Raw genomic sequence first — 12,651 nt, 5'->3', positions numbered from 1 at the left:
CCGTGGTCGGCTTCGGGTCGCTGCCCTCCGAGACGCCGGAGGGCGACCGGCTCACCATGGACCTGGGCATACCCATGCCCCCGAGCCCGTACGGCCCCGCGCGAGGACGGCACGGGAACGAGCAGCACGGCCCCGTCGCCCGGCGCTCGCGGGCCATAAAGCCCCGCTCGCTGCTCCACCCGCACGGCCCCGTCGGCCCGTACCCGAGCCGCTTCGGCCCCCGCCCGGTGCGCTGCCCGCACAGCGCCGCCGACGTGCTCCCGAGCCCCTTCACGCCTCACCCGAGGCCCCGCCCACTCAGCCCCACCAGCCGGCGGCCGAGCCTCCTGGACGCCCGCTCGAAGCCCCGGAGGCCCATCCCCGTCAGAGCGCGCCAGAGCCTCCCGCAGCCCCGCCCGCACCGCCCCCGCCAGAGCCGTGCCGAGCGGTGCCGAAAGCGCCAGTGCGCCCCGTTCCTTGTGGGCCAGCAGCGCTGCCCGCGCCTCGTCCGCGTACCGAGCGGCCGCGTGCACGGCCGGCAGCCCCGGCGGCTCCGGAACCGGTCGCACCCGCCGCGGTACGGCCCCGCTCAGAACCGCACGGCACTCCGGGCAGAGCACCGTACGAGGCCTCCCGCAGCCTCCGCACTCGGCCGGCAGCACCAGGTCGGTGAGGTCCTGCCACCACCCCCGCATGCCCACCACTCTGCCAACGCCGACGCGACCCGGCCACCCCTGTGGAAAACACCCTGTGGATAACTCGAAACCGCGGCACAGAGGGCCCTCACCAGCGGAAATCCCGGCCCCCGCACAGCAACGGCCGCCTTCTGCCCGGGCTTCCCCCGGCAGAAGGCGGCCACTTCCCTCAGGCCCCTGAGCGACTTACCCCGGATAAACCGGCGCCGTCCCGTCCGCGTCCACCTTCTGCCACTGCGCCCCGGCCGGCAGCCGTACGATCCCGTCCTCCGAGTACGCGACCAGCGGCAGCTGGTCGTCCTCGGACGCGGCGATCTCCTTCACGCCCGTCAGTGCCGCGGGCGCGGGCCCCTCCGGCGTGGAGCCGTCGACCTGGACGTAGCGCAGCTGCTGCACACCGCCGTGCTCCCGCCCGACCACCACAAGCCGGCTGTCCCCGGCCCAGGACATGGCCGTGACCTCTTCCAGCTCCGGCGTCGCGGACCGCAGCTCCTGGACCGACGGCGGATCCTGGGACTTCTCGTCCCGCTCGATCCGCCCGATGAACAGCGATTGCTCGCCGTCCTTCTCCACGACGAGCGCGATCCGCACTCCGTCGGCGGCCACCCGCACGTCCTTGATACGCCCGTCCAGCCTCGGCGTCTTCACCTCCAGCGGCTCACCAGCGCCCTCCCGCAGCACCAGCAGCCGCGGATTGCGCGGGTCGCGGTCGGCCACCCACAGGTCACCCCGCGCGTCCCAGCTCGGTGCCGTCAGCCGGTCCTGCTCCGTCGCGCCCTCGCTGAGCAGCACCGGATCGCCGAGCGAACCGCCCGACACCAGCGACCCGACGTACAGCGCCTTGCCGTCGGCGCCGACCCCGGCCGCGGCGTGCTCGTCGCGTGAGACCGCCACCGACCGCAGCTGCTTGTCGCCCTCGCCCAGCGCCCCCGGCACCGGATCGGGCTTCGTGCTGTCGCCGCCGGCCGGTATCCGCACGAGCCGGTGCTTGCCGTCGACGAAGTACAGGTACTCGGGCTGCTGCACGGATCCGCGCGCGGCGACGGCATCGGCATCGGCATCGGTGAGCCCGCACAGCTGTTTGCCGTCCGCCTGCAGCTCGACCTCGTCCACTGCGGGCGTGAGGTCGCTCAGGGTGAACAGAAGCTGGGCCGCCATCTCGTCACACCGGTCCGAACCGACCCGGGCGGCCTTGTCGTTCAGCGGCACGGTCAGCTTGTTCTGGTCGTCCGGCGTCAGCGAGCCGACACCCTTCCTCAGCTGCGTCCCGGTGGGAAAGCTGGACCTGACGACCTGCCCGAGCCAGGTCGTGGGCCCGTTCAGCAGGGAGCGCACCATGTGAGTCATGGGGTCCACACGCTCGCGCACGTACACGGGATCGGCGACGGCCACGGTCTGCGAGGTCGTGCCCTCCGTCTTGTTCGAGGCGAAGTAGTACTTGTCGACGGAGGTGTAGTTGCGCTCGAAGTCCGACTTGCCCATGACGACACCCTGCGGCAGCCCGTCGATGCGCCACTGCTCGGTCTTCTGGTCCCGAACGAGGTGCACCGACTGCGTGTAGTTCCCGTCGGCAGGCGCGTACGACTGCCGCGCGTCCACCATGGCGACCTTGGTGCCCGTCAGCGCGTACAAGACGTCGTCGGCGTCCTCCCGGTCCCCCGAACGCTCGGGCGCGAAGCCCGGCCCGTTCGCCAGCACGGTGGTCGACAGCTCCGGTTGCCACTTCCGCGCGGCATCGGCGGTCAGGTACTTGCGAGCCGTCTCGTAGTTCGGATCGTCACTGGTCAGCGCCTCCAGGAAACCCTGCACGATCTCCGTGGTGGACGCGTCCTCCGGGGGCGGCATGGCGAAGACCCGCACCTGCGTGTCCTGACGCGACGTGGCCTCGACACCCCGCATGTCCCCCCTGTCGGGCATCGAGGCGCACCCCGCCAGCAGCACAGCGCCACAGGCGACGTACGCCGCCACGCGCCCCGGCCTGCGCCGGGTGCCCCCCTCGCGGTCAGCGCCCACGGAATGCCTCCCCTTGCTCGTACGACTCCTCCGACCCGGCGTCCGGACGGCTCGCGGCCTCACTCCGTGGCCCGTCCCCGGTGGGTGCCGTGTCGTCCGGCCGTCGCGGGCTCGACGCGGGCCGGGACACCACGCGCGCGCCGTTGCCGGGCAGCGCCGTCGGGTCGGCCGTGGGCACGGCGGCGGCCGACCGCGGCACGATCGGATCCCGCGAGGACACCGTGTCGCCCATCGGCTGGGCCGGCACGGTGGCCACCTTTTCCCCGCCCCCGCGCGGCAGACCGGCGTCATTAAGTCCACGATTACGCCGCGAGTCCTTGGGCTCCAGCGGTATCGGGGAGCCCCGCAACGGCTCGTCCGCGGTCCGCGGCAACGTCAGCCGGAACTGCGAGCCACCGCCCGGCTCGCCCCACGCCTGCAGCCAGCCCCCGTGCAAACGCGCGTCCTCCAGAGCGATCGACAGCCCCAGTCCCGTACCACCGGTGGTACGCGCGCGTGCCGGGTCGGCCCGCCAGAAGCGGCTGAAGACGCGGGTCGCCTCGCCGGGCTTCAGCCCGACGCCGTAGTCGCGCACCGCGACCGCGACCGCCCCGCCCGCCGCGGCCAGCTTGACGACGACGTCCTTGCCCTCGCCGTGCTCCACGGCGTTGACGACGAGGTTGCGCAGCACCCGTTCCACGCGCCGGGCGTCGGCCTCGGCGACGATGGGCTGCTGGTCGCCCACGATCCGAACCTTCGTACCCTTGCGCTCGGCCAACGGCTCGGCCCCGCTGACGACCCGCCGGACGACCTCCCTGAGGTCGATCGGCTCGGCCTCCAGCGCCGCCGCTCCCGCGTCGAAGCGGCTGATCTCCAGCAGATCCGCGAGCAGCGACTCGAACCGGTCGAGCTGGTCGGCGAGCAGCTCCGCCGACCGCGCGGTCACGGGATCGAAGTCCTCGCGCGCCTCGTGGATGACGTCCGCGGCCATCCGTACGGTCGTCAACGGCGTCCGCAGCTCGTGCGACACGTCCGACACGAACCGCCGCTGCATCCGCGACAGGTCCTCCAGCTGCTGGATCTTCAGCTGAAGGTTCTGCGCCATCTTGTTGAAGGCCTCGCCGAGCCGCGCGATGTCGTCCTCGCCGGTGACCTTCATGCGTTCCTGCAGTCGCCCGGCGGACAGCCGCTCGGCGATCCCGGCGGCCATCCGCACCGGGGTGACGACCTGGCGCACCACGAGCCACGCGATGGCCCCGAGAAGTACGACGACGAAGAGCCCGGCCGTCGCCAGGGTCCCCTTGACCAGGCTCAGCGACTTCTCCTCCTGGCTGAGCGGGAAGAGGTAGTACAGCTGGTACGGGTCGCTGTTCGGGTCGTTGACCTGCTTGCCGATGACCAGGGCCGGCTGGGACTCCTTGCCGGCGGTGGGGTTGTAGATGATGCGGGTGTAGCTCTGGGCCGCCGCCGTACTGCTGTCGATCCGCTCCCGCAGATCCTCGGGCACGCTCGCCGTCGGGTTCACGCCGCCGGAGGCCCGGGGCCCGCGCCCGCTGCCGCTGTCGTCGTCCGCGGGGAGGGTCACCACGTCGAAGGCGCCCTGGCCGCCGCTGGACAGCGAGAACACGAGGTCGCTCATCCACTGGATGACGTTCTGCTCCGGGTGGCCGTCCGCCGAGGTGCCGTCGTCACCGGTCCCGGCCCCCGCCTCGTCCGCGCTCTGCTTGGCCACCGCGAACCCGCCGGTGGCCTGGCTCTGCGAGGCCTTCACCTTGGCGTCCAGCAGGCCGTTGCGCACCTGCCCGATGACGACGAAGCCCAGCAGCAGGACGACGCCCAGCGACATCAGCAGCGTCGTGACGACGACCTTGAGCTGGATGTTGCGCCGCCACAGCCGCATGACGGGCAACAGCGGCCGCCGCACCCAGCGCATGAACAACCGCAGGACCGGACTGCCCTGGACCCCGCCCTGCAGCAGCCCGCCTTCCAGGAGGAACTGCCCCCAGCGGGAGCCCGCCGTCTGCCGGCCGACAGGCCGCCCCGCGCGGGCACCGGACCGGCCGGGCGCCGAAGCGGCACTGTCCCCCGTCACGTCAGCTCGGCCCCGCCTTGTAACCGACGCCACGGACGGTCACCACGATCTCCGGCCGCTCCGGATCCTTCTCGACCTTCGACCGCAGCCGCTGCACATGCACGTTCACCAGACGGGTGTCCGCGGCGTGCCGGTAACCCCACACCTGCTCGAGCAGCACCTCACGCGTGAACACCTGCCACGGCTTGCGCGCGAGCGCCACCAGCAGGTCGAACTCCAGTGGCGTCAGCGCGATCGAATGCCCGTCCCGCTTCACGGAGTGACCGGCCACGTCGATGACCAGGTCACCGATGGCCAGCTGCTCGGGCGCGGGCTCCTCAGACCTCCTCAGCCGCGCCCGGATCCGCGCCACCAGCTCCTTGGGCTTGAACGGCTTCACGATGTAGTCGTCGGCGCCCGACTCCAGGCCCACGACGACATCGACGGTGTCGCTCTTGGCCGTGAGCATCACGATCGGCACACCCGACTCCGCCCTGATCAGACGGCACACCTCGATGCCGTCCCGTCCGGGCAGCATGAGATCGAGCAGCACAAGATCGGGCTTGGTCTCACGGAATGCGGCCAGCGCCTTGTCGCCGTCGGCTACAAAAGACGGCTCAAAACCTTCACCACGCAGCACAATGCCGAGCATCTCGGCCAGTGCGGTGTCGTCGTCGACGACAAGGACTCGTCCCTTCATGAATGCCATCATCCCATTAACTAAATCGTTACCTGGCGTGACCTGTCACACAGCTCGGCGAGCGCCTCGGCGGTCACGGGCGATACGGCGCCCTCCTCGGTGACGATCGCCGTCACCAGCTCGGGCGGCGTCACGTCGAACGCCGGGTTGTACGCCTGGGTCCCCAGGGGTGCCACCGGTATCCCGCCTCCCGTTTCCGCTCCCACCACCGGCACCTGGGGTGCTGTGACCTCGGTCACTTCATGACCGGGGCGCTGCTCGACCTCGATGGATGCCCCGTCCGGCGTGTCCGGATCCACCGTCGTCACCGGCGCCACCACGATGAACGGCACATGGTGATACCGCGCGAGCACCGCGAGCGGATAGCTCCCCACCTTGTTCGCCACCGAACCGTCGGCCGCGATGCGGTCCGCCCCGATCAGCACCGCATCCACCTCCCCGGCCGCGAACAGCGAGCCCGCCGCGTTGTCGGTCAGCAAGGTGTACGCCATACCGCTGCGAGCCGCCTCGTACGCCGTCAGGCGAGCACCTTGCAGCAACGGACGCGTTTCGTCCACCCACAGGCGCCGGAGCCGCCCCGCCCGGTGCGCCGCGAGCGCCACCGCGAACGCCGTCCCCTCCCCGCCCGACACCAGCGACCCGGTGTTGCAGTGGGTGAGGATCCGGTGCCCGCCGCCGGGCAGCAGCTCGTCCAACAACGCCAGCCCCCGCTCGGCCATCCGGGCGCTGGCCTCGGCATCCTCCCGGTGCAGCCTGCGCGCCGCGGCCAACGCCGCCTCGGCGGCCTGCCGGGCATCACCGCCCTTGCCGAGCTCCGCGCGGTACGCGGACTGCGCCCTGCGCACACCGACGGCGAGGTTCACCGCGGTGGGACGCGCACCCGCCAGCGCGGTCGCGGCGTCGTCCACGTCGAAGCCCCGGGCAGCCGCGAGCGCGACGCCGTACGCCCCGGCGATGCCGAGCAGCGGCGCCCCGCGCACGGCGAGCGAACGGATCGCCTCCACCAGCGCGGGCGCATCCGTGCAGACCAGTTCGACCTCCTCGGCCGGCAGCCTCGTCTGGTCGAGAAGCACCAGTACGGGGCCTTCGGGTGGCTCGTCCCAACGGATCGCCGGTATCTCGGTCGGCCGGTTGTCCTCGCCGCTGTGCGCGTACTGATCAGCCATGCGGTCAGTCTGCCCCTTATCCGGCGGACAATTGAAGGTGTGCAGCCCATACCGCGGCTGGTCCGTAGACGACCGCCCCATGGCACGATGGCTGCCAACCTGCCGCCGCGACCGCGGACGGGCACCGTGAAGGAGCGACGATGAACGACACTCCGGGCTGGGCCTCGCCCGGATCCGCCCCGTCCGACGGGCACGAACCCGGCGCGTCCGGCCCCGCCGAACCCGCCGACCGGCCGGGCGCCGCCAACCCCACGGAGCAGCCGGGACCGGAGCCGCAGGACACCGGCTCGAAGTGGTCCAAGGAGCAGCCGCCACCGAGCCAGTGGTCCGCGCCCACCGGCCCCACGACCCCTGACCAGCCCCCGCCACCCCCACCGCCCGGCCCGGGCTGGGGCACCCCGCCCCCCGCCGGCCCCGGCGGATACGGGGGCTACGGACCCCCCGGCGGGAGCGGCGGCAGTGGTGGCTACGGCGGCTGGGGCGGCGGCTACGGCCCTCCCGGCGGTTACGGCGGCTGGGGCGGCCCCCCGCCCGCGGCCAAGCCCGGCGTGATCCCGCTCCGCCCCCTCGGCGTGGGCGAGATCCTCGACGGCGCGGTCTCCACCATGCGCAGCTACTGGCGCACGGTCCTGGGCATCTCGCTGACCGTCGCGGTGGTCACCGAGATCGTCGTCATCCTGCTCCAGGGCTTCGTCCTCAATGACACCGCCGACGCCGAGGCCCTCAACGACCCGAGCGCCACACTCGACGAACTCACCCGTGCCATGGGCGACGCCATGCTCGGCTCCGCAGTCGTCCTCCTGATCTCCCTGATCGGCACGGTCCTGGCGACCGCCCTGCTCACAACCGTCACCAGCCGCGCGGTGCTCGGCAAACCCGTCACCACCGGCGAGGCCTGGCGCGACGCCCGCCCGCAGGTGTTGAAGCTGTTGGGCCTGATCCTCCTCCTGATGCTCATCGCCGCCGGAATCGTCTTCGTGGGCACCCTGCCCGGCATCCTCGTGGCCGTCTCGGGCGAGGGCGCGGGAGGCGCCGCGCTCGCCGTCCTGGGCGGCCTGGGCGCCGGTGTCGTCGCCGTGTGGCTGATGATCCGCTTCTCCCTGTCCTCGCCCGCACTGATGCTGGAGAAGCAGGGCATCGTGAAGTCGATGAGCCGCTCCGTGAAGCTGGTCCGCGGCTCCTGGTGGCGCGTGTTCGGCATCCAGCTTCTCGCGGCGATCATCGCGAACATCGTCGCCGCGATCGTCGTCATCCCCTTCACCTTCCTCGCCGCGGCACTGAGCGGCGACGGCGTCGGCGGCTTCCTGGAAGGCACCGGCGACCTCGGCTGGACGTTTCTCATCATCAGCGGGATCGGTTCGGTGATCGGCTCCATGATCACGTTCCCGATCACGGCCGGTGTCACCGTGCTCCTCTACATCGATCAGCGCATCCGCCGCGAAGCCCTCGACCTCGAACTGGCCCGCGCGGCCGGCGTCCAGGACTACGGCACCGGCACCATCCCAGGGAGCTGACGAAGTGAGCCTGGCAGGGGGAGTCCTCACGGCGGTACCGGCGCTGCCGCACGCCGCCGGATCGGCCGTACGGACGGTGCTGCGGGCTGGCGACCCGGCCGTACGTGCCATGCTGCGCGTCGGCGACACATCCCTGCTGTCGCTCTCCCGCTCGAGCGACGAACCGCCGTTGACGATCCCCCGCGACCCCGCGCGGGAAGCGGCCCGGCGTGAGCTGACCAAGCGCATGTACCACGAGAACGACCCCGGCCTCTTCCAACGCGCGCTGGACGCCTTCTGGGACTGGGTCGACAAGCTGTTCAACACCGCCTCGGCAGCGACACCCGGCGGGGCGCTCGGCCTGGTCGTCGTCATCGTGGCCGTCCTCGCGGTCCTGGGCGCTCTGTGGTGGCGCCTGGGCACTCCGCGCCGCGAGCCCACTTCCGCCGCCACCCTGTTCGACGACCGGCCCCGCAGCGCCGCCGAGCACCGCGCGGCCGCCGAGGCACACGCCGCCCAGGCCCACTGGAACCAGGCCGTCCAGGAGCGCATGCGCGCCATCGTCCGCTCCCTGGAAGAACGCGCCCTGCTCGACGCCCGCCCGGGCCGCACCGCCGACGAGGCGGCCGCGGAGGCGGGGCGGACCCTGCCTTCGCACGCGGACCGGCTACGCGCCGCCGCCCGGGACTTCGACGACGTCACATACGGCGGACGGACGGCGACCGAGCAGTCGTACCACCGAACCGCCGAACTCGACCGCGCCCTGGAGCGCACCAAACCGCAGCTCGCGAGCAGCAGCCACAGGGCGGCCCACAACGCCCGCCAGGGAGCCGCCGAATGACCACCGAGGCCACGCCTCCGTCCACTTCGGCCTCGCCCACCGCACGCCAGGTGTGGACCCGCACGCGAGGCGTCGTGGTCGCCCTGGTGCTCCTCCTTGCGGCGGCCGTCACAATCGCCGTGATCCGCTCCGACGCCCGGCACGGCAACCTCGACCCGCGCTCCGCCGACCCCTCCGGCAGCCGAGCCGTAGCCGAACTCCTCGCCGACCGTGGCGTCTCCACGCGCGTGGTCACGACCCTGGAGGAAACCCGCGCCGCCGCCGGCCCCGACACCACCCTCCTCGTCGCCGTCCCCGACCAGCTGACGCACCGCCAACAGAGCCGACTGCATTCCGCGACCACCGATTCCGGCGGACGCACCGTCCTCGTCGCCCCCGGCAGCTGGTCCGTCGAACGGCTCGCCCCCGGCGTCGTCGCGGACCCCGCCACCAGCCTCGAATCGGCACTCACCCCCGACTGCGACCTGCCCGCCGCCCGGCGCGCGGGCACCGCCGACACGGGCGGCATCCGCTACACCGCCACCCGGCCCGACGCCGACGAGTGCTACCCCAGCGAGCGCCTGGCCACCCTGGTGCGCGTCCCGGAGGCGACCGGGAACGGTGACACCGTCGTACTCGGCGCGCCCGACATCCTCCACAACGACCGCCTCGACGAGCAGGGCAACGCCTCGCTCGCCCTCCAACTCCTCGGCTCCCGCCCCCATCTGGTCTGGTACCTCCCCTCGCTCTCCGACACCACGGCCGCCGACACCGACGACGAACGCAGCTTCTTCGACCTTCTCCCCTCGGGCTGGCTATGGGGCACGCTGCAGCTCTTCATCGCCGCCGCCCTCGCCGCCCTCTGGCGGGCACGCCGACTCGGCCCTCTCGTGCCCGAAAAACTCCCCGTGGCGATCCGCGCCTCAGAAACCGTCGAAGGCCGCGCCCGCCTCTACCGCAAGGCGAACGCCCGCGATCGCGCCGCCGCCGCTCTTCGCTCCACCACCCGCACCCGCCTCGCCCCCCTCGTAGGCGTCCCCGTCGCCCAGGCGCACGCGCCCGAAGCCTTGCTCCCCGCCCTGTCCGCCCATCTCCGCGGTCACGGAGACGGACAGGCCCTGCAGTCCCTCCTCTACGGCCCGCCGCCTGGCGACGACGCCGCCCTCGTCTCTCTCGCCGACCAACTCGACGCCCTCGAAAGAGAGGTACGCCGTCCATGATGGACCCGACCACTGACAACGCCGGGCAGACCGGGGACCCGGGCAACGCCCGAGCCGCCCTGGAGGCCCTGCGCGCCGAGATCGCCAAGGCCGTGGTCGGCCAGGATCCCGCCGTGACCGGCCTCGTCGTCGCTCTCCTCTGCCGCGGACACGTACTACTGGAAGGAGTCCCCGGAGTCGCGAAAACGTTGCTCGTCCGCGCCCTGGCATCCGCACTCGAACTCGACACCAAGCGCGTCCAGTTCACCCCGGACCTGATGCCGAGCGACGTCACGGGCTCCCTGGTCTACGACACGCGCACCGCCGAGTTCTCCTTCCAGCCCGGCCCGGTCTTCACCAACCTCCTCCTGGCCGACGAGATCAACCGCACCCCGCCGAAGACCCAGTCCTCTCTCCTGGAAGCCATGGAGGAACGCCAGGTCACGGTCGACGGCACACCTCGCCCGCTCCCCGACCCGTTCCTGGTCGCCGCGACCCAGAACCCGGTCGAGTACGAAGGCACCTATCCCCTCCCCGAAGCCCAGCTGGACCGCTTCCTCCTCAAGCTGACGATCCCGCTCCCCTCCCGCGAGGACGAGATCAATGTCCTCACCCGCCACGCCGAGGGCTTCAACCCACGCGACCTGCACGCCGCCGGTGTACGCCCAGTAGCAGGCCCCGCCGCTCTGGAAGCCGCCCGATCCGCGGTGGCAAAAACGGCGGTCTCCCCCGAAATCACGGCCTACGTGGTCGACATCTGCCGAGCCACTCGCGAATCGCCGTCTCTCACCCTCGGCGTCTCCCCCCGCGGCGCCACTGCCCTCCTCGCGACATCCCGCGCCTGGGCCTGGCTGACAGGCCGCGACTACGTCATCCCCGACGACGTCAAAGCACTCGCCCTCCCCACCCTTCGTCACCGAGTACAGCTCCGCCCGGAGGCCGAGATGGAAGGCGTGACGGCCGACTCCGTCATCAACGCGATCCTCGCCCACGTCCCCGTCCCCCGCTGATGGCGCTCACCGGACGCGCCGCGCTCCTCGCGGCCCTAGGCTCCCTCCCCGTCGGCATCTGGGAACCCGGCTGGACCGGCCTCCTCGCGGTCAACGCCCCCCTGGCCGTGGCGTGCGCCTGCGATTTCGCGCTGGCAGCACCCGTACGACGCCTCGGCCTCACCCGCTCGGGCGACACCTCCGTACGCCTGGGTGACACCGCCGACGTCACCCTCACGGTCACCAACCCGTCCCGCCACCCGCTCCGTGCGCGCCTCCGCGACGCCTGGCCTCCCAGCAGTTGGCAGCCCGGCACGGAAATCCCGGCTTCCCGTCACCGTTTGACGGTTCCGGCCGGCGAGCGCCGACGCATCACCACACACCTACGCCCCACCCGCCGCGGCGACCGCCAGGCCGACCGCGTCACGATCCGCTCCTACGGCCCTCTCGGCCTCTTCTCCCGCCAAGGCACCCACCAGGTTCCCTGGACCGTACGCGTCCTGCCACCCTTCACCAGCCGCAAACACCTGCCTTCCAAGCTGGCCCGCCTGCGCGAGCTGGACGGCCGCACCAGTGTGCTCACTCGCGGCGAAGGCACGGAATTCGACAGCCTGCGCGAGTACGTCCCCGGCGACGACACCCGCTCCATCGACTGGCGCGCCACAGCCCGCCAGTCCGCGGTCGCCGTACGCACCTGGCGCCCCGAACGCGATCGCCACATCCTCCTGGTCCTCGACACCGGCCGCACCTCGGCCGGCCGCGTGGGCGATGCCCCCCGCCTCGACGCCTCCATGGACGCCGCCCTGCTCCTGGCGGCACTCGCATCCCGAGCCGGCGACCGCGTAGACATGCTCGCCTACGACCGCCGGGTACGCGCCCTCGTCCAGGGCCGCACAGCAGGCGACGTCCTTCCGGCCTTGGTCAACGCGATGGCGACACTGGAACCCGAACTCGTCGAAACGGACGCCCGAGGACTCACAGCGACAGCACTCCGGACGGCACCTCGCCGATCCTTGATCGTCCTGCTGACCACCCTCGACGCGGCCCCGGTCGAAGAAGGCCTGCTGCCCGTCCTCTCTCGACTCACCCAGCGCCACACCATCCTGCTGGCATCGGTAGCGGACCCTCACATCGCCCGCATGGCCACAGCCCGCGGAAACACAGAAGCAATCTACGAGGCCGCAGCCGCCGCCCACTCCCAAGCCGAACGCCATCGCACTGCGGAGCAACTCCGCCGCCACGGCGTGACGGTCATCGACGCGACACCGGACGATCTGGCGCCAGCACTGGCAGACGCCTATCTGGCACTGAAGGCGGCGGGCCGCCTGTAATTGCGCGCGGCGCCCACCGCGCCGTGCCTTAACGACTCTGAAATGCAGAAAACCCCGCACCATCCCGGTACGGGGTTTTCTCAAGAATTGTTCGGCGGCGTCCTACTCTCCCACAGGGTCCCCCCTGCAGTACCATCGGCGCTGTAAGGCTTAGCTTCCGGGTTCGGAATGTAACCGGGCGTTTCCCTCACGCTATAACCACCGAAACACTATGAA

The 12,651-nt window shown here is 71.8% G+C and carries 10 protein-coding genes and 1 rRNA gene; 5 read left to right on the top strand and 6 right to left on the bottom strand.

Annotated features, from left to right (window positions below):
* The 5 genes from CLM62_RS53135 to mtnA form a co-directional block, all read right to left on the bottom strand.
* A partial coding sequence (locus CLM62_RS53135) for a ComF family protein (protein WP_373559180.1) occupies window positions 1-674 on the bottom strand: 674 nt, incomplete at its 3' end.
* Window positions 675-860: 186 nt separating this feature from the next.
* A complete protein-coding gene (locus CLM62_RS23825; protein ID WP_095751940.1) occupies window positions 861-2,687 on the bottom strand; it encodes an LpqB family beta-propeller domain-containing protein in 1,827 nt (608 codons plus the stop codon).
* Entirely contained in the window at window positions 2,677-4,758 is a 2,082-nt protein-coding gene (gene mtrB, locus CLM62_RS23820) for an MtrAB system histidine kinase MtrB (protein ID WP_095751939.1), read from the bottom strand. The genes CLM62_RS23825 and mtrB overlap by 11 nt, the downstream gene beginning before the upstream one ends.
* Before the next feature lies 1 nt (window position 4,759).
* Window positions 4,760-5,449 carry a two-component system response regulator MtrA gene (gene mtrA / locus CLM62_RS23815; RefSeq protein ID WP_218835621.1) on the bottom strand — a complete coding sequence of 230 codons (690 nt, stop codon included), beginning with the start codon at window positions 5,447-5,449 and terminating at the stop codon, window positions 4,760-4,762.
* Window positions 5,450-5,457: 8 nt separating this feature from the next.
* The gene (mtnA, locus tag CLM62_RS23810) at window positions 5,458-6,603 is read right to left on the bottom strand and encodes an S-methyl-5-thioribose-1-phosphate isomerase (protein ID WP_095751938.1); all 1,146 of its coding nucleotides are present in this window, start codon (window positions 6,601-6,603) and stop codon (window positions 5,458-5,460) included.
* A 140-nt stretch (window positions 6,604-6,743) separates the two neighbouring features.
* Between mtnA and CLM62_RS23805 the strand changes: the two genes are divergently transcribed.
* From CLM62_RS23805 to CLM62_RS23785, 5 genes are read left to right on the top strand one after another with little or no spacing between them, the layout of a single operon-like run.
* Window positions 6,744-8,117 (top strand): hypothetical protein, encoded by a 1,374-nt coding sequence (locus tag CLM62_RS23805; protein WP_095751937.1) that lies wholly within the window; start codon window positions 6,744-6,746, stop codon window positions 8,115-8,117.
* Between the two features lie 4 nt (window positions 8,118-8,121).
* Complete coding sequence (locus CLM62_RS23800; RefSeq protein WP_095751936.1) at window positions 8,122-8,937, top strand: DUF4129 domain-containing protein; 816 nt, start codon at window positions 8,122-8,124, stop codon at window positions 8,935-8,937.
* Window positions 8,934-10,136 (top strand): DUF4350 domain-containing protein, encoded by a 1,203-nt coding sequence (locus tag CLM62_RS23795; protein WP_095751935.1) that lies wholly within the window; start codon window positions 8,934-8,936, stop codon window positions 10,134-10,136. The genes CLM62_RS23800 and CLM62_RS23795 overlap by 4 nt, the downstream gene beginning before the upstream one ends.
* Window positions 10,136-11,125, top strand: coding sequence for a MoxR family ATPase (locus tag CLM62_RS23790; RefSeq protein WP_095751934.1), 990 nt, complete (start codon window positions 10,136-10,138; stop codon window positions 11,123-11,125). The genes CLM62_RS23795 and CLM62_RS23790 overlap by 1 nt, the downstream gene beginning before the upstream one ends.
* Entirely contained in the window at window positions 11,125-12,435 is a 1,311-nt protein-coding gene (locus CLM62_RS23785; protein ID WP_095751933.1) for a DUF58 domain-containing protein, read from the top strand. The genes CLM62_RS23790 and CLM62_RS23785 overlap by 1 nt, the downstream gene beginning before the upstream one ends.
* An 89-nt stretch (window positions 12,436-12,524) precedes the next feature.
* Here CLM62_RS23785 and rrf read toward each other — a convergent pair.
* Window positions 12,525-12,641, bottom strand: a 5S ribosomal RNA gene (gene rrf, locus CLM62_RS23780).
* Between the last annotated feature and the right edge of the window lie 10 nt (window positions 12,642-12,651).

The sequence above is a fragment of the Streptomyces sp. SA15 genome (assembly GCF_002291145.1).
Lineage (GTDB): Bacteria > Actinomycetota > Actinomycetes > Streptomycetales > Streptomycetaceae > Streptomyces.
Note: the sequence above shows the minus strand (reverse complement) of the source record. Positions and strands in the feature narration are given on the sequence as shown.